This is a genomic window from Pseudomonas sp. RG1, from assembly GCF_025910115.1.
Taxonomy (GTDB): domain Bacteria; phylum Pseudomonadota; class Gammaproteobacteria; order Pseudomonadales; family Pseudomonadaceae; genus Aquipseudomonas; species Aquipseudomonas atacamensis.
Genome location: NZ_JAPCIK010000012.1, coordinates 142,339 through 160,009 on the forward strand (window position 1 = coordinate 142,339; position 17,671 = coordinate 160,009).

Annotated in this window: 14 protein-coding genes; 8 read left to right on the top strand and 6 right to left on the bottom strand. The window is 60.7% G+C overall.

Annotated features, from left to right (window positions below):
* Window positions 1–136 precede the first annotated feature (136 nt).
* From hrpA to OK411_RS08305, 4 genes are all read left to right on the top strand, one after another.
* Window positions 137–4,048, top strand: a complete 3,912-nt coding sequence (gene hrpA, locus OK411_RS08290) for an ATP-dependent RNA helicase HrpA (protein ID WP_258605437.1) — start codon at window positions 137–139, stop codon at window positions 4,046–4,048.
* Window positions 4,049–4,501: 453 nt separating this feature from the next.
* A complete protein-coding gene (locus OK411_RS08295; RefSeq protein ID WP_016771207.1) occupies window positions 4,502–5,623 on the top strand; it encodes a beta-ketoacyl-ACP synthase III in 1,122 nt (373 codons plus the stop codon).
* A 135-nt stretch (window positions 5,624–5,758) separates the two neighbouring features.
* Window positions 5,759–6,370, top strand: a complete 612-nt coding sequence (locus tag OK411_RS08300; RefSeq protein WP_041478829.1) for an RNA polymerase sigma factor — start codon at window positions 5,759–5,761, stop codon at window positions 6,368–6,370.
* Window positions 6,364–6,600, top strand: a complete 237-nt coding sequence (locus OK411_RS08305; protein ID WP_016771205.1) for an anti-sigma factor family protein — start codon at window positions 6,364–6,366, stop codon at window positions 6,598–6,600. Before OK411_RS08300 ends, OK411_RS08305 begins: the two co-directional genes overlap by 7 nt.
* Window positions 6,601–6,743: 143 nt before the next feature.
* Here the strand turns inward: OK411_RS08305 and OK411_RS08310 are convergent, their stop codons facing one another.
* The gene (locus OK411_RS08310; protein ID WP_016771204.1) at window positions 6,744–8,066 is read right to left on the bottom strand and encodes a putative porin; all 1,323 of its coding nucleotides are present in this window, start codon (window positions 8,064–8,066) and stop codon (window positions 6,744–6,746) included.
* A gap of 281 nt (window positions 8,067–8,347) precedes the next feature.
* Between OK411_RS08310 and OK411_RS08315 the strand changes: the two genes are divergently transcribed.
* On the top strand, window positions 8,348–9,472 hold the full coding sequence (locus OK411_RS08315) for a GNAT family N-acetyltransferase (RefSeq protein WP_264364722.1): 1,125 nt from the start codon (window positions 8,348–8,350) through the stop codon (window positions 9,470–9,472).
* 117 nt (window positions 9,473–9,589) lie between these two features.
* On the opposite strand, the gene OK411_RS08320 is transcribed toward OK411_RS08315, so the two are convergent.
* The 4 genes from OK411_RS08320 to OK411_RS08335 all read right to left on the bottom strand — a co-directional run bounded on the left by OK411_RS08320 (window position 9,590) and on the right by OK411_RS08335 (window position 13,819).
* Entirely contained in the window at window positions 9,590–11,422 is a 1,833-nt protein-coding gene (locus OK411_RS08320) for an ABC transporter ATP-binding protein (protein ID WP_264364723.1), read from the bottom strand.
* Between the two features lie 88 nt (window positions 11,423–11,510).
* Window positions 11,511–12,074, bottom strand: a complete 564-nt coding sequence (locus tag OK411_RS08325) for a peptidylprolyl isomerase (RefSeq protein ID WP_016771201.1) — start codon at window positions 12,072–12,074, stop codon at window positions 11,511–11,513.
* Between the two features lie 3 nt (window positions 12,075–12,077).
* The gene (locus tag OK411_RS08330) at window positions 12,078–12,881 is read right to left on the bottom strand and encodes an alpha/beta fold hydrolase (protein ID WP_160768216.1); all 804 of its coding nucleotides are present in this window, start codon (window positions 12,879–12,881) and stop codon (window positions 12,078–12,080) included.
* Between the two features lie 14 nt (window positions 12,882–12,895).
* Complete coding sequence (locus OK411_RS08335; protein ID WP_016771199.1) at window positions 12,896–13,819, bottom strand: LysR family transcriptional regulator; 924 nt, start codon at window positions 13,817–13,819, stop codon at window positions 12,896–12,898.
* Between the two features lie 49 nt (window positions 13,820–13,868).
* On the opposite strand from OK411_RS08335, the gene OK411_RS08340 reads away from it, so the two are divergent.
* The 3 genes from OK411_RS08340 (at window position 13,869) to OK411_RS08350 (ending at window position 16,243) form a co-directional block, all read left to right on the top strand.
* Entirely contained in the window at window positions 13,869–14,183 is a 315-nt protein-coding gene (locus tag OK411_RS08340; RefSeq protein ID WP_016771198.1) for a hypothetical protein, read from the top strand.
* A 232-nt stretch (window positions 14,184–14,415) separates the two neighbouring features.
* Window positions 14,416–15,015 carry an FMN-dependent NADH-azoreductase gene (locus tag OK411_RS08345; protein WP_264364724.1) on the top strand — a complete coding sequence of 200 codons (600 nt, stop codon included), beginning with the start codon at window positions 14,416–14,418 and terminating at the stop codon, window positions 15,013–15,015.
* A 361-nt stretch (window positions 15,016–15,376) separates the two neighbouring features.
* Window positions 15,377–16,243, top strand: coding sequence for a carboxylate/amino acid/amine transporter (locus OK411_RS08350; RefSeq protein WP_136492163.1), 867 nt, complete (start codon window positions 15,377–15,379; stop codon window positions 16,241–16,243).
* Window positions 16,244–16,288: 45 nt separating this feature from the next.
* On the opposite strand, the gene OK411_RS08355 is transcribed toward OK411_RS08350, so the two are convergent.
* Window positions 16,289–17,587, bottom strand: coding sequence for a mechanosensitive ion channel family protein (locus tag OK411_RS08355; RefSeq protein ID WP_056783642.1), 1,299 nt, complete (start codon window positions 17,585–17,587; stop codon window positions 16,289–16,291).
* Window positions 17,588–17,671: the final 84 nt, after the last annotated feature.

Here is a 17,671-nt window from a genome sequence, read left to right on the forward strand (position 1 = left end):
TATCCAGTCGGCGACTGCTGCGCAGCCGATCGGGGATAAATCCCCTCGCCACAAGAGCACCTCACAGTCGTGTTCGGTGCCGCAAATCTGCGACAATCCGCCCCCTGCATAAATAGACGACCGAATTGCCTACCCGATGACCGACGAATCGCCCTCCATCGACAAACTGCTGAAAAACCTTGATCACGCCATGCTCGCCGACCGTCACCGGCTGCGGCGGCAGTTGCTTGAGCTGCGCAAGAAACCCGACGAAGCCAAACTGGCCCAGTGGGTGGTGCGGATGCAGGCGTCCTGTGATCAGGTACTGGCGCGTCGCGCGAGCCTGCCGGTGATTCGTTACGACGACAGTTTGCCGATCGCGGCCAAGCGCGACGAGATCAAAAAGGCCCTGGAGCAACATCAGGTGCTGATCATCGCCGGCGAAACCGGTTCGGGCAAAACCACCCAGTTGCCGAAGATCTGCCTGGAAATCGGTCGCGGCCAGCACGGTCTGATCGGCCATACCCAGCCGCGTCGGATCGCCGCGCGCAGTGTCGCCAGCCGTGTCGCCGAAGAGCTCGGCACGCCGCTCGGTGCGCTGGTCGGCTATCAGGTGCGCTTCGAGGATCAGAGCGATGCCAACACCCTGATCAAGCTGATGACCGACGGCATTCTGCTGGCGGAAACCCAGAACGATCGTTATCTGGAACGCTATGACACGATCATCGTCGACGAAGCCCACGAACGCAGCCTCAACATCGATTTCCTCCTCGGCTACCTGAAAACCCTGCTGCCACGCCGTCCCGACCTCAAGGTCATCATTACTTCGGCGACCATCGATCTGGAGCGCTTCTCCAAGCACTTCGATGACGCGCCGATCGTCGAAGTGTCGGGCCGTACTTTTCCTGTGGAAACCTGGTACCGGCCGCTGACCCTGGAGCAGGACGAAGAGGGCAACCGGGTCGAGGACGACCTGACCGTCGATCAGGCGATTCTCGCCACTCTCGACGAAATCGCCGCCTACGAGCGCAGCGAACGACGCAGCCCCGGCGATGTGCTGGTGTTCCTGCCCGGCGAGCGCGAGATTCGCGACGCCGCCGACATGTTGCGCAAGGCCCAGCTCAAACACACCGAAATCCTGCCGCTGTACGCGCGCCTGTCGCCGGCTGAACAGCAGCGGATTTTCCAGTCGCATCCGGGCCGCCGCGTGGTGCTGGCGACCAACGTCGCCGAGACCTCGCTGACCGTGCCGGGCATTCGCTATGTGATTGACAGCGGCACCGCGCGCATCAGTCGTTACAGCTACCGCGCCAAGGTGCAGCGCTTGCCGATCGAAGCGATTTCCCAGGCCAGCGCCAATCAGCGTAAAGGTCGTTGCGGCCGGGTCGAGCCGGGTATCTGCGTGCGTTTGTACAGCGAAGAGGACTTCCTTGGGCGCCCGGAATTTACCGATCCGGAAATTCTGCGCACCAACCTCGCCGCCGTTATTTTGCAGATGCTCCATCTGCGCCTCGGTGAAATCACCGCGTTCCCGTTTATCGAGCCGCCGGACGGCAAGGCGATCAGCGACGGTTTCAACCTGCTGCAAGAGCTATCGGCGGTGGATCGCAACAGTCAGCTGACGCCGCTCGGTCGCCAGTTGGCGCGCTTGCCGGTCGACCCACGCATGGGCCGCATGCTGCTGGAAGCGGCCAAGCTCGGCAGTCTGCAGGAAGTGCTGATTGTCGCCAGCGCCATGTCGATTCAGGACCCGCGCGAGCGTCCGCCGGAGCGTCAGCAAGCGGCGGATCAGGCCCATGCGCAATGGAAGGATCCGGATTCCGACTTCGCCGGGCTGGTCAATTTGTGGCGTGGTTTTGAAGAACAACGCCAAGCGCTGACCGCCAACCCGCTGCGCAACTGGTGCCGGAAGAATTTCCTCAATTACCTGCGCCTGCGCGAGTGGCGTGATTCTCATCGTCAGTTAAGTCTGATCTGCCGCGACATGCAGCTGAGCCTGAACAAAGAGCCGGCGGATTATCCGAAGCTGCACAAAGCGGTACTGGTCGGATTGCTCAGCCAGATCGGCCAGAAAACCGAAGACGGCGATTACCTCGGCGCCCGCCAACGGCGCTTCTGGATTCATCCGTCGTCGGGCATCGGCAAGAAGCGCCCGCAGTGGCTGATGACCGCTGAGCTGGTGGAAACCACAAAGCTTTACGCGCGCATGGTCGCCAAGATCGACGCCGACTGGATCGAACCGCTGGCCGGGCACCTGATCAAGAAGAACCACTTCGAGCCGCATTGGGAAAAGAAGCGCGGCCAGGTCGTCGCCTACGAGCAGATCACCCTGTTCGGCCTGATCGTCGTCGGTCGTCGTCCGGTGCATTACGGCCCGGTCGATCCGGTGGTATCCCGTGAGCTGTTTATCCGCGAAGGTCTGGTGCGCGGCGAGATTCAGTCGCGGGCCAAATGCCTGAGCGCCAATCAGAAACTGCTTGAGCAGCTCGACGAACTGGAGGCCAAGGCGCGCCGTCGCGATATTCTCGCCGACGAAGAAACCCTCTACGCCTTCTACGATGCGCGTCTGCCGGCGGAGATCCACCAGACCGCGACCTTCGACAGTTGGTACAAAGTCAACAGCCAGAAAGATCCGCAACTGCTGATCATGCGCGAAGAAGACGTGTTGGCCCGCGAGGCCAGCGAAGTCACCGCCCGTGATTACCCGGATACGTTGCACATTGGCGATCTGGAACTGGCGCTGACTTATCATTTCGAGCCCAATCACCCGCGCGACGGCGTGACCTTGCGCGTGCCGGCGCCGCTGCTGCCGATGTTGCCGCCGGAGCGTCTGGAATGGCTGGTGCCGGGGCTGATCGAGGCCAAGTGCATTGCCCTCGTGCGCAACCTGCCGAAAGCCCTGCGCAAGAACTTCGTGCCAGTGCCGGACTTCATCAAGGCCGCGTTGCAGCGCATGACTTTCGCCGAAGGTTCGCTGCCGCAAGCGCTCGGTCGCGAGCTGCTGCGCATGACCGGCGCGCGGGTCAGCGATGAAGCGTGGGCGGAAGCGGCGCAGCAGGTTGAGAGCCATCTGCGCATGAACCTGGAAATCGTCGATGGCCAGGGCAAGTTCCTTGGCGAAGGCCGCGATTTGGCTGAGTTGACCGCGCGCTTCGCCGAAGCCAGCCAGGCCGCGCTGGCGGTGCCGCAGAGTGCGAAAAGTCAGCAACCGGTTGAGGCGAAAGTCTTCGCGCCGGTAGCAGAAAAGACCCAGCAAAAGATCGCCGGGTTGTCGATGACGGTGTACCCGGCGCTGGTGGAAGAGGGCGGCACGGTCAAGGAGGGACGCTTCTCTACCCCCGCCGAGGCCGAGTTCCAGCATCGTCGCGCCTTGCAGCGTTTGCTCATGCAGCAACTGGCCGAGCCGGCGAAATTCCTCCGGGGCAAGTTGCCCGGGCAGACTGAACTGGGCTTGCTGTATCGCGAACTGGGCCGGGTCGATGCGCTGGTCGAAGACATTCTGCTGGCCAGCCTCGACAGTTGCATTCTCGAAGGTGAAGACCCGTTGCCCCGGGATGGCGCCGGGTTGGCGGCATTGGCCGAACGCAAACGCGGCAACTGGACCGAGCACGCCGAGCGGGTTGCGCGGCTGACTCTGGAAATTCTCAAGATCTGGCACGGTCTGCAAAAACGCTTCAAGGGCAAGATCGATCTGGCGCAAGCGGTGGCACTCAACGACATCAAGCAACAGATCGGCAATCTGGTCTATCCGGGTTTCGTTCGCGAAACGCCGATGCAGTGGCTCAAAGAGTTGCCGCGTTACCTGAAAGCGGTCGAGCAGCGTTTCGAGAAACTCGGTGCGCAGGTGCAGAAAGATCGGGTCTGGAGCGGCGAACTCGCTGGCCTGTGGGCGCAATACCAGACCCGCGCGGCCAAGCATGCGCAGGAAGGCAAGCGCGATCCGCAGTTGGAGTTGTACCGCTGGTGGCTGGAGGAATACCGCGTGTCGCTGTTCGCTCAACAGTTGGGGACGAAAGTGCCGATCTCCGACAAGCGCCTGAGCAAACAGTGGAGCCAGGTCGAGCCCTGACCTGCAGCCATACACAATCCCCCTGAGGAAGCGGTCTTTGTGGCGAGGGGATTTATCCCCGCTGGGTGGCGAAGCCGCCCCAAAACCTGCGACCTCGGTTCATCGATCGTTCCCACGCTCTGCGTGGGAATGCCTCTGGGGACGCTCCGCGTCCAGTGACGCGGAGCGTCACGGGCTGCATTCCCACGCGGAGCGTGGGAACGATCATCAAAAGATCGCAGCCTTCGGCAGCTCCTGCTGGGATCGAGTTGAGCAGGAGAAAGGCGCCAAAACCTCGGGTTTATGGCAAACTTCGCCACCATAATCCGCCGTTTCGCGACCCAGAGCCTTCGGCCGTGTCGCGCTGCGGAATAAAACGATGCCAGGTTTGCGTCCCCCGGATGGGAATAGACCCTTTGCGTGTTGGTACGACGGTTCCAGCACTTTCTGCCTGAACAGATTAGAGAAACGACCATGCATAACGTCGTCATCAGCGGCACCGGCCTGTACACACCGGCCAACAGCATCTCCAACGAAGAGCTGGTGCAGTCTTTCAATACCTACGTCGCCCAGTTCAACGCCGATAACGCCGAGGCGATTGCCAGCGGTGAAGTCCAGGCCCTGACTGAATCCAGCGCTGCGTTCATCGAAAAAGCCTCTGGCATCAAGAGCCGCTTTGTCATGGACAAGGACGGCATCCTCGATCCGCAACGCATGGCCCCGCGCCTGCCCGAGCGTTCCAACGATGAATGGTCGGTGCTCTGCCAGATGGCGGTTGGCGCGGCTGAACAAGCCCTGCAACGAGCCGGCAAAACCGCCGCCGACATCGACGGCGTGATCGTCGCCTGCTCCAACCTGCAACGCGCCTACCCGGCCATCGCCATCGAAGTCCAGGAAGCGCTGGGCATTGAAGGTTTCGGTTTCGACATGAACGTGGCGTGTTCTTCGGCCACCTTCGGCATCCAGGCCGCCGCCAACAGCGTGCAACTGGGCCAGGCGCGGGCGATCCTGATGGTCAACCCGGAGGTCTGCACCGGGCACCTGAACTTCCGTGATCGCGACAGCCATTTCATCTTCGGTGATGCCGCGACTGCGGTGATCATCGAGCGCGCGGATCTGGCGACCTCCCCGTACCAGTTCGACGTGGTCAGCACCAAACTGCTGACCAAGTTCTCCAACAACATCCGCAATAACTTCGGCTTCCTCAACCGTGCGGCGGAAGAGGGCATCGGTGCCCGCGACAAGCTGTTCGTGCAGGAAGGCCGCAAGGTGTTCAAGGATGTCTGCCCGATGGTCGCCGAGCTGATTGGCGAGCACCTGGAAGAGAACCAGCTCAACGTCGGCGACGTGAAGCGTTTCTGGCTGCACCAGGCCAACCTGAGCATGAATCACCTGATCGTGCGCAAGCTGCTCGGCCGCGAAGCCACCGAAGAAGAAGCCCCGGTGATTCTCGACAGCTACGCCAACACCAGCTCGGCCGGTTCGGTCATTGCCTTCCACAAATACCAGGATGATCTGGCCTCGGGTTCGCTGGCGGTGCTCAGTTCGTTTGGTGCCGGTTATTCGATCGGTAGCGTGTTGCTGCGCAAGCGCTGATATAGGTTAATTTCCCCTTAATCGCGTCGATCTTTCCTACATTCGAAGCGGCTGAAACGCTGTAATTTTTCGGACGTCGCGGCAGGTGCACACCTGCCGCGTTCATTTTCGAAGTCCGGACAAGGGGATTGATGGATGGCGGCTGACGACACCCAACTGCTCACGCGCCTGCTGGCGGGTGAGCAAAAGGCTTTCAAGGAACTGGTCACCACCTATCAGAGCGCCATGCGCGCGGTGGCTTACGCGATTGTTGGCCAGCGTCATGTCGAGGAAGTGGTGCAGGATGCCTGGCTGTCGGTGGTGCGCCATCTGGCCAGTTTCGAAGGCCGCTCCAGCCTCAAAACCTGGTTGCTGACCATTACCGCCAATTCGGCCAAGAGTCGCTACAAGCTCAATCGCCGGGAAGTCCTGCTCGACGACCTGCCATCACCTCACGGCACCATCGGTGACGATCGATTTTCCTCGAGCGACGGTCATTGGCTGGTCGCGCCATTTGCCTGGCATCAGGACACCCCAGAGGCGCTGCTCACCGAGAACGAACTGCGCGAATGCCTCGAACACACGTTGCTGAGTCTGTCCGAGTTGCAGAGCAGTGTCCTGCTGTTGCGCGAACGCCAGGGCCTGGAGCTGGAAGAAATCTGTAATCTTCTGGAGATCTCGCTCTCCAATGTCCGCGTGCTGCTGCACCGGGCACGCTTGAAGGTCTTCGCGACCGTGGAACATTTTGAGGAGACAGGAGAATGTTGACCTGCAAGGAGCAAGTGGCACGATCCAGCGATTATCTCGATGGCCAACTGAGCTTTCGCGAGACGCTGATGGTGCGTCATCACCTGTTGTTCTGCCCCAACTGCCGGCGCTTCATGCGGCAGATGCGCGTGATGCAGGCAACCCTGAAGGCGCTGCCGGAACAACCGGAAGAGGGAGTGGATGCTTTGGCTGAGCGTCTGGCGACGCAGAGGCGCGACGACAGTCCTTGAAAGAGTCAGCCCGGGGCAGCGTCAGCGAACAGATGATGGGGATCGCTGGCATTGCACCGGGCTGCAGGACATCAGCTTCGAACGACAAGTCGCAAGGGGAGCGGTGACTTGCAGCTTGTCGCTCGAAGCTTGTAGCTGTTTTCTTAGAACTTCGCTTCAGCATCCAGCTGCAGGGTGTTGGCATCTGCATCGCGCTGGCTGCGGCTGGCGAAGTCGGCCTTGGTCAGGAAGTACGTGGCGCCGACGGCGAAGTTCTTGTCGATGTCGTAACCGACCTTGAACTTGTGCCCGCGCGAACCGGTGGTGCCGTTGGCGAAGTCGGAGTCGGTGAAGGCGCCGACCACGGCGTTGCGCTGCACGTCGCGATAGTTGTAGTCGAGGTTGAAACCGAAGACTTTCGACTTGGCGCCGAGCAACCATGCGGTGTCCTGATCGGTCACGGCATCGTTGTTCTTCACGTACTGGCCGTAGAACGACAGCGGCATTGGCAAGCCGCCGATGTCGATCTGGCTGAACCCTTCATACAGACGGAATTCGTTGTCGGCCGAGTTGCCGTTGACTGCCAGCGCGCACGGCGTCGAGGTGCCGGTGCAGCGGCTGTCATCGTCATTCTGGTAAGCGTAAACGCTGCCGCCGACGGTCATCTTCAGGTTGTCAGTGATGTTGAAACGGCTGCCCAATTGGCCAGCGGTCAGGCGCAGGTCGTGGCGGAATTGCACGCCGTCGCCGTCAACGTTGTCCTTGAGGTTGTAGTTACCCAGGCTGCCGAACAGTTCGGCGCTGCCGCCCAGTGGGTATTTGTAAGTAACGGCCAGACCTTCCGGGTTGATATCGCTGTCCCAGATCACGTCGCCCATGCTCACCCAAGGTTGCAGCATCTTGCCGCCGATCACGTGCAGGTTCTTGATCTGATCCGGGTGATAGTCGATGTAGCCGAGGTCGAGCCAGATCTGCTTCTTGTCGAAGTAGTTGTCCTGATCCTGGTTGGTCGAGCGCGCGTCGTCACCGCCGCCGGTGGCGATACGGATACCGGTGTCGACTTGCGGGTTGATCTCGGTATAGGCGCCCAGACGCGCACGGATGCGCTGGCGGTCCTTGTCGCGGCCGCCGTTGTTCGGCTCGCCGTCGATCTTGATGGTTTCCTGACGGATACGTACGTCGCCCTTGAACTGGGTCTTGGCCGCCCAGGCCAGTTTCTGATCGAACAGGCTCTGTTCGTTGGTCTTCTTCGCGACCGCCGCCACTTGTTCGTTGGTTTCCTGCTGCGCCTGTTGGGCGATTTGCTGAGCCTTCTGATCCTTGGCCAGTTCTGTTTGCAGCTCGATGTACTGCGCCTGGGAAATCGACCCGTTGGCCTTGAGCATGTCGAGCAGTTTGGCGTCGACTGCAGCACTGGCCGGAACGCTCATGGCCAGCAACAAGCCGCCGCACAGGGCCGCTGCAGTTTTCGTGGAAGCAAGACGCATAGCAATCTCCGAAGATGAAGGGGATGGCTGAACCATCCTGGGCACAACCGGCCTGAAGGCCGGAAAACTGTGTCCGGGTTAGAACCCGGCGCTCTAAAAACAGGCGCCAGTATCGCGATGGTTTATGACAGGGCGGTGGCACAGTGATGGCAGGTTGATGACGATGCGGATCAGGCGTGAACTATCGAGTTAGAGCGCTGTCGGCCGATTGAGCGTGTGCAACGGGGTCGCGATCAGCGATACTCGCCGGGCTTTGTCGCCAAGCTGTGGAGTGCCAGTGAATGCCGTTGCAACGCCTGCAAGACCTGTCAGAAATCGCCCCGGCAAGCTGGGATGCGCTGGTGCCGGACAACCAGCCGTTCCTGCGCCACGCCTTCCTCAGCGCGCTGGAAGACAGCGGCAGTGTCGGCCCGCATACAGGCTGGCAGCCCGAGCATTTGCTGCACATCGAAGATGATCGACTGATCGCCGCACTGCCCAGTTATCGCAAGTGGCATTCCTACGGCGAGTACGTCTTCGATCACGGCTGGGCCGATGCCTGCGCCCGCGCCGGCATTGATTACTACCCCAAACTCCTGACTGCCGTGCCGTTCAGCCCGGTCAGCGGCCCGCGCTTGCTGGCGGCAACAGTGGAGGACGGTTTCGAACTGCTGAAAAGTCTGCCCGGCTATTTGCAGATCGAAGAGCTCTCCAGCGCGCACATCAATTTCACCGATCCGTTTACTGATGCGGCGATGGCCGAGCAACCGGGCTGGCTGCAGCGCATCGGCTGTCAATATCACTGGCAGAACCGTGAATACCGCGACTTTCAGGACTTCCTCGACGCCCTCAGCTCACGCAAGCGCAAGCAGATGCGCAAGGAACGCGAGCAGGTGGCGGGGCAGGGCTTTGAGTTCGAGTGGCTGGAGGGGCGTGAGCTGGACGAGGCACAGTGGGATTTCGTGTACGCCTGCTATGCCAACACCTACGCGGTGCGGCGTCAGGCGCCATATCTGACGCGGGAGTTCTTCAGCCTGCTGGCCGAACGCATGCCCGAAGCGATTCGCGTGGTCTTGGCCAAACAGGGCTCCCGGCCGGTGGCGATGGCGTTCAGTCTGGTCGGTGGCGACAGTTTCTACGGGCGTTATTGGGGCTGCCTGGCCGAGTTTGATCGGCTGCATTTCGAGACGTGTTTTTATCAGGGCATGGATTACGCGATTGCTCAAGGCATCCAGCGTTTCGATGCCGGGGCGCAGGGCGAGCACAAGTTGATTCGCGGCTTTGAACCGGTGATCACCCATTCCTGGCATTACCTGCGCCATCCGGGGCTGAAAGCGGCGGTGAAGGATTTCCTCCAGCAAGAGCGTGCCGGGGTTCTGGCCTATGCCGAAGAGGCCCGCACCGCTTTGCCCTATCGCCAAACCTGACCATGATCGTTCCCACGCTCTGCGTGGGAATGCAGGCCGTGACGCTCCGCGTCACTGGACGCGGAGCGTCCCTTGAGGCATTCCCACGCGGAGCGTGGGAACGATCATATCGCGCGATCAGTCGATGCCGACAAACCCTCCGGTCTGGTGCGCCCACAACCGTGCATACAAACCACGATGCGCAAGCAGTTCGGCGTGGGTGCCGCTCTCGGCGATCTTGCCGTTTTCCAGCACCACCAGACGGTCCATGCGCGCGATGGTCGAGAGACGGTGGGCGATGGCGATCACGGTTTTGCCCTGCATCAAGGTCTCGAGGCTTTCCTGAATCGCTGCTTCGACTTCCGAATCCAGTGCCGAGGTCGCTTCGTCCATGATCAGGATCGGCGCGTCCTTGAGCAGCACCCGCGCAATCGCGATGCGCTGGCGCTGACCGCCCGACAATTTCACCCCGCGCTCGCCGACATGCGCATCGAAACCGCTGCGGCCTTCAGCGTCGGACAGCAGTGGAATGAACTCGTCAGCGCGAGCCTTGTGCACCGCCTCCCACAGCTCGGCATCGGTCGCATCCGGTTTGCCGTAAAGCAAGTTGTCGCGGATCGAGCGGTGCAGCAGCGAGGTGTCCTGAGTGATCATGCCGATCCGCGCGCGCAGGCTTTCCTGGCCGACTTCGGCGATGTTCTGCCCATCGATCAGGATGCGCCCGCCCTCGACGTCATACAGGCGCAGCAACAGGTTGACCAGGGTCGATTTGCCGGCGCCGGACGGGCCGATCAAGCCGATTTTCTCCCCCGGTTTTATCGTCAGATTGAGGTCGCCGATGATCCCGCGCTTCTTGCCGTAGTGAAAATCCACGTGCTCGAAACGCACTTCGCCCGAGGCCACGGCCAGCGGTTTGGCCTGCTCGCGGTCGGTGACGCTGACCGGTTGCGAGATGGTGCGCAGACCGTCCTGGACCATGCCGATGTTTTCGAAAATGCCGGTGACCACCCACATGATCCAGCCGGACATGTTGACGATACGAATCACCAGGCCGGTGGCCAGGGCAATCGCGCCGACGGTGATCAGCGACTGCGTCCACAGCCACAATGCCAGCGCGGTGGTGCCGACAATCAGCAGGCCGTTCATGGTAGTAATCGCCACGTCCATGCTGGTCACCACGCGACCGGCCATTTGCGCTTTGACGGTCTGTTCTTCGATGGCTTCCTTGGCGTAGTGCTGTTCGAAGTTGGTGTGGGCAAACAATTTCAGCGTGGCGATGTTGGTGTAGCCATCGACGATGCGCCCCATCAGTTTCGAGCGCGCGTCAGAGGCTTCCACCGAACGCTCTTTCACGCGCGGCACGAAGTAATACAGCGCGCCGATGTAAGCGACGATCCAGGTCAGCAACGGGATCATCAGGCGCCAGTCGGCCTCGGCGAACAGCACCAGCGAACTGATCGCATAGATCACCACGTGCCACAGCGCGTCGACCGCTTGCACGGCAGAATCGCGCAGCGAGTTGCCGGTCTGCATGATGCGCTGGGCGATGCGCCCGGCGAAGTCGTTCTGGAAGAAATTCAGGCTCTGCTTGAGCACGTAGCTGTGGTTCTGCCAGCGGATCATGCTGGTCATGCCCGGGCTCAGGGTCTGATGCACCAGCAGGTCGTGCAGGGCAAAGAAGATCGGTCGCAGCACCAGAGCGACCACCAGCATCCAGGTCAATTCGAGGGCGTGGTCGCTGAAGAAATTCGGGTTGGGCGTGCCTTGGGCCAGATCGATGATGCGGCTCAGGTAACTGAACAGCGCTACTTCGATCAACGCGGCGAACAGGCCAACCACGAGCAGGGCAGCGAAACTCGGCCAGACCTGCTTCAGGTAATAGACGTAGAAGGGCCAGACGCGGTCCGGCGGGGACGCCGTCGGGGCGTCGCGGAAGATATCGATCAGTTGTTCGAAACGGCGATAGAGCATCAGATAACCGCCCGGAATTCGGGCTCTCCTTTTATCAGTGCGAGCGGCGCAGGCTCAGCCCGGCGCCGCTCGATATGCCCGGCGAAACTCAGTCGATGCGCTTGGCCGACTTGATGATCACAGGGTCGACAGGCACGTTCTGCATGCCTTGTTTGGTGGTGGTCTGCGAGTTGACGATGATGTCCACGACGTCCATGCCCTTGACCACTTTGGCAAACACCGCGTAACCGGCGTCGCGACCCGGGTCGAGGAACGCGTTGTCGGCGACGTTGATGAAGAACTGGCTGGTCGCCGAATCAGGGTTGGAAGTACGCGCCATCGACAGGGTGCCACGAACGTTGTGCAGGCCATTGCTGGCCTCGTTCTTGATCGGCGCCTTGGTTTCTTTCTGTTGCATCTGCTGGGTGAAGCCGCCGCCCTGAGCCATGAAGCCCGGGATCACGCGGTGGAAAATGGTGTTGTTGTAGAAGCCGCTGTCGACGTATTCAAGGAAGTTCTTCGTGCTGATCGGTGCCTTGACCGGGTCCAGTTCGATTTCGATCTGGCCGTTGGTGGTGTCCAGCAGCACGTGGGGCGCCTTGGCCGGGGTAGCAGCCATCAGGTTGGCGGCAAACAGTACGGAGCCGGCGGCGAGGGCGAGTTTTTTCAGCATGGGTCAGTGATCCTGAGAGTGAAGGTCGGCTGTGGCGAGAAAATCCAGCAGCGTGTGATTGAAGCGTTCGGGTTGATCGAGCGGGGTGGCATGGCGCGAGTCGTCAATGACCACCAGCCGCGCATCCGGCAGCAGTTTTACATAGGTTTCCTTTAACGCCACCGGTGTGTAGTCACGGTCGGCGCTGATGACGAGCGTTGGACAGGACACCCGGGAAAGTCGTTCCTGAACGCCCCAGCCCACGATCGCATCGAAGCTGGCGAGATAAGCACGTTTGTCGTTTTTTGCCCAGCGTTCGGCCATTTTCCGTCGCAGATCGGCCTGTTCCGGCTTGGGGAAAAGTTTGCTGCCGAGGGCTTTGCCGATGGTTTCCAGGCTGAGCAAGCGCATCAGGCTCCAGCGTTTGAACCACTGCCAATAATCATCGCGGCTGCGCAATTTGACCTGTGGTGCGCTGTTGACGATGGTCAGGCTCTTGAGCGCTTGCGGCTGATCGACGGCCAGCTGAAAGCCGATCATCCCGCCCATCGACAGCCCGACGTAGTGCACCGGGCCGAGGCGCAGGTGTTCGATCAAGGCCAGCAGATCCGCGCTGAATGCGGCGATGCTGTAGCGCTCGCGGGGTTTGTCCGAGCGCCCGTGGCCGCGAATGTCCGGGACGATCACCCGGTAGTGCGCGGCCAGCGCGGGGATCTGCATTTCCCAGTCCAGGGTGCTCGAGCCGAGCCCGTGAACCAGCAGCAACGGCGCACCGTGGCCATATTCCTCGTAGTGCAGGTTGCAACCTTCGTGCTCGAAATACGCCATCGGTGAACTCCGTGTCAGGCTTGTTCAGGTGCGGCAAACGGTGCGTCCAGCGGCAAGGTGTCGAAGGTGCGCAACAATTCGATAAGGATTTGCGTGGCCGGGCCCAGGGGTTTGTCCTTGTTCGAATACAGATAGAAACTCGAATTACGGCTGCCGCCTCGGTCCAACGGTAGCAGCTTGAGCGAACCATCCTTGAGTTCGCGGTCGATCATGTGCCGCGGTAGCCAGGCAAAGCCCAGGCCGCTGCTGACAAAGGTCGCGGCGGTGGCGAGGCTGCCGACGGTCCAGCGCTGTTCGGCGCCGAGCCAGCCGACATCGCGCGGCTGCTGGCGGCCGGAGTCGCGGATCACCACTTGCATCTGGGTTTCCAGATCCTGAAAGCTCAGCTCGCGGTTGAGCCGATGCAGCGGATGATCAGGGTGGGCGACGGCGACGAACTCGACATCACTCAATTCCGCACCCAGGTAGCCGGGAATGCTCAGGCCGGTGATCGCCAGATCCGCCACGCCTTCGAGCAGCACTTCCTCGACGCCCGACAACACTTCCTCGCGCAGTCGCACGCGGCAGCCGCGACTCTGCGGCATGAACGCGGTCAGGGCGCGGACGATCCGCGCGCTCGGGTAGGCCGCATCGACCACCAGCCGCACTTCCGCTTCCCAGCCTTGCTCCATGTGATGGGCGAGGTCTTCCAGTTGGCTGGCCTGTTTGACCAATTGCCGCGAACGGCGCAGCAATACGCCGCCGGCCTCGGTGAGCACGGCTTTGCGCCCGTCGATGCGTAGCAATGGGACACCGAGCTGATCCTGCATGCGGGCGACGGTGTAGCTCACCGACGATTGCGAACGGTGCAGGGCCTCGGCGGCCTGGGCGAATCCGCCGTGGTCGACCACGGCCTGCAACGTTCGCCATTGATCAAGGGTCACGCGGGGCGCTTTCATCAATAGCTCCTCTTGTCCTAAGCTGGCCGTCCCTCATGGAGACTGCCGAATGAAAAAATTCTGTTGTGTGGTGCTGGCGCTGCTGCCGTTGACCGCGTTTGCCTATCCGATCGATGTGCAAAAGGATCTCAACGGCATGAAGATCGACTACGAGACTTATGACACGGACAACGACATCGGCTCGATCCGCGTGGCCAACTACGGTGATGTCGACGCGACCTGCCGTGCGGTGTTCAGCAACGGCCCGGAAGCACCACGCACGCGCAGCATCGATGTGCCGGCCGGCAAGCATAAAAACGCCACGGCCAAGTTCACCCGCGAGATCATCAAGCTGCGCATCAAACTGACCTGCACCCCGAAATAGCGCTATTTCCCTGTGGGAGCGAGCCTGCTCGCGAAGACGGAGTGTCATCCAAAGATGATGTGACTGACATTCCGCTTTCGCGAGCAGGCTCGCTCCCACAGGGGATATGGGTCTAGCTTATAAACGAATTTATCGATTGATTACAGCGGATATTTGCGCTTTTTCATCGATTCGACTCTGTTTAACCTTCACTCCATCGACTTACAACATATTCGGATGGAGGCTACACACCATGTCCCGCGTTCTGATCATCGAAAGCAGTGCCCGCCAGCAAGACTCGGTTTCCCGTCAATTGACCCAGACCTTCATCGCTCAGTGGAAAGCCGCGCACCCTGCCGATCAGATCACCGTGCGTGACCTCGCCGCGAACCCGGTGTCGCATCTGGACGCCAACTTGCTGGGCGGCTGGATGAAGCCCGCCGAGCAGCGCAACGACAGCGAACAGGCGTCGCTGGATCGTTCCAACCAATTGACTGATGAACTGCTTGCCGCCGACGTGCTGGTGATGGCCGCACCGATGTACAACTTTGCGATCCCGAGCACGCTTAAGGCCTGGCTCGATCATGTGCTGCGCGCCGGGGTGACCTTCAAGTACACCGAAACCGGTCCGCAAGGTCTGCTCAACGGCAAGCGCGCCTTTGTCCTGACTGCTCGCGGTGGTGTGTATGCCGGTGGCCCGGCGGATCATCAGGAACCGTACCTGCGTCAGGTGATGGGTTTCATCGGGATCAACGACGTGACCTTTATCCATGCTGAGGGCATGAACCTGGGCGGTGACTTCCAGGAGAAGGGCCTGAATCAGGCCAACGCCAAATTGTCTCAGGTCGCATGATCGGTTAATCGCCAGATAATCGCTGGATGGTCTAGTGACCTGGCGCAACCCCTTCAAGGTTCCACGCGCATCGAACCTCCCTTTGCACTTTTGCTCCTGAGTGCTGTAGCCCGATTGAACGCTTTAGCGAGATCGGGCTTTTTTTTGTCTGCGATTTTTCTGAACACTGCACATCCGAATTTCACATAAGTCCCTGTGGGAGCGGGATTGCCCGCGATGGCGGAGTGTCAGTCGACAAATACTTGCCTGACCCTCTCTCATCGCGGGCAAGCCCGCTCCCACAGGGATTTGTGTTGTTCGAGGGTTCGCGGTCTGGCGCAAAACCCGCTATCGTCGCCGCCATTCGATTTTCGAGGCGAACATGGGCTATCTACTTTTCGTGACGCTGATCCAGGCGTTTTCCTTCAGTCTGATCGGCGAATACCTGGCCGGGCATGTCGACAGTTACTTTGCGGTGCTGGTGCGTGTGGTGCTGGCCGGATTGGTGTTTATTCCGTTGACGCGCTGGCGTTCGGTGGAGCCGGCGTTCATGCGTGGCATGTTGCTGATCGGCGCGTTGCAGTTCGGTGTGACTTACGTCTGCCTTTACCTGAGCTTCCGTGTGCTGACGGTGCCGGAGGTGTTGCTGTTCACCATTCTCACGCCGCTGCACGTGACGTTGATCGAAGACGCGCTGAACCGCCGCTTTAATCCGTGGGCATTGGTTGCTGCGCTGGTGGCCGTGGGCGGTGCGGCGGTGATTCGCTTCGACAGCATCAGTCCCGACTTTTTCATGGGCTTCCTGCTGCTGCAACTGGCCAACTTCACTTATGCCGCCGGGCAAGTGTTGTACAAGCATCTGGTGGCGAAGCATCCGAGTGACCTGCCGCATTACCGTCGCTTCGGTTATTTCTACCTCGGTGCATTGGCGGTTGTGCTGCCAGCGTTCCTGTTGTTCGGCAAGTCGAACTTTCTACCGGAAGCGCCGCTGCAATGGGGCGTGTTGCTGTTTCTCGGTCTGGTCTCGACCGCATTGGGTCTGTACTGGTGGAACAAGGGCGCGTGCATGGTCAACGGCGGCACCCTGGCGGTGATGAACAACCTGCATGTGCCGGTGGGATTGTTGTTGAATCTGCTGATCTGGAATCAGCATGAGGAACTGGGGCGGTTGTTCCTTGGTGGGGGTGTGATTCTGGCAGCGGTGTGGATCAGCCGGTTGGGCATCCGTAAATCCCCGGCCGCCGCATAACCCTTGTGGGAGCGAGCAGGCTCGCTCCCACATTGGATCTTTGGGTTACATCAGGTGTTTTTCCGGCTCCGGAATACTCGCCGAGCCCAGCACCGCCGGCAGCAACCCCGCACGCAAATCCCCGCCACTCGGCTGCTGATAAAGGCTCAGACCAAACTCCGGCAACACCGCCAGCAGGTAATCGAAAATATCCCCCTGAATCCGCTCGTAATCGGCCCACACCGTGGTGCGGGTGAAGCAGTAGATTTCCAGCGGAATGCCCTGCGCGGTGGTCTGCATCTGCCGGACCATGCAGGTCATGTTCGGCTGAATCTCCGGGTGGCTCTTCAGATACGCCAGCGCATAGGCGCGGAAGGTGCCGATGTTGGTCATGCGGCGGCGGTTGGCCGACATCGCCGCGACATTGCCCTGGGCCTCATTCCAGGCCTTGAGCTCGGCTTTCTTGCGGCCCATGTAGTCGGTCAGCAGGTGCACCTGCGAGAGCTTTTCTTCCTCGTCGTCGCGGATGAAGCGCACGCCGCTGGCATCGATGAACAGGCTCCGCTTGATCCGCCGACCGCCGGACTGCTGCATGCCGCGCCAGTTCTTGAACGACTCGGACATCAGCCGCCAGGTCGGGATCGAGACGATGGTTTTATCAAAGTTCTGCACTTTGACCGTGTGCAACGTGATGTCGACCACGTCGCCATCGGCGCCGACTTGTGGCATTTCGATCCAGTCGCCGACCCGCAGCATGTCGTTGCTGGTCAGCTGCACGCTGGCGACGAACGACAGCAGTGTGTCCTTGTAAACCAACAGAATCACCGCCGACATCGCACCCAGACCCGACAGCAGCAACAGCGGCGAGCGGTCGATCAGGGTGGCGACGATGATGATCGCGCCGAACACGTACAAAACCATTTTCGCCAGTTGCACGTAGCCTTTGATCGAGCGTGTACGCGCATGCTCGGTGCGCGCGTAGATGTCGAGTAGGGCGTTGAGCAGGGCGCTGACCGCCAGCAGCAGGAACAGGATGGTGAACGCCAGCGCGACGTTGCCGAGAAAATTCATCGCGGTTTTGCTCAGCTCCGGCACCAGGTGCAGGCCGAACTGGATCACCAGCGACGGCGTCATCTGCGCCAGACGCTGAAACACCTTGTTGTGGCGGAAATCATTGATCCAGTGCAGCGCCGGTTGGCGGCCGAGCATGCGGCTGGCGTGCAGGATCAGGTAACGCGCCACCCGTCCGAGCACCAGCGCAATGACCAGCAGCACCAGCAGCGCCAGTCCCGATTGCAGAAGTGGGTGCTCTTCGAGCGTGCCCCAGAGGCCTTGGGCTTTGAGCCAGAGCTGTTTGATATCCATAAGCGAAACGTTTCTTCTGTAAGACGCGAGGGCCGATTAGAGCATTTAAGACGCTGTGTATTGCAGCGAGTGACAAATCGGGCA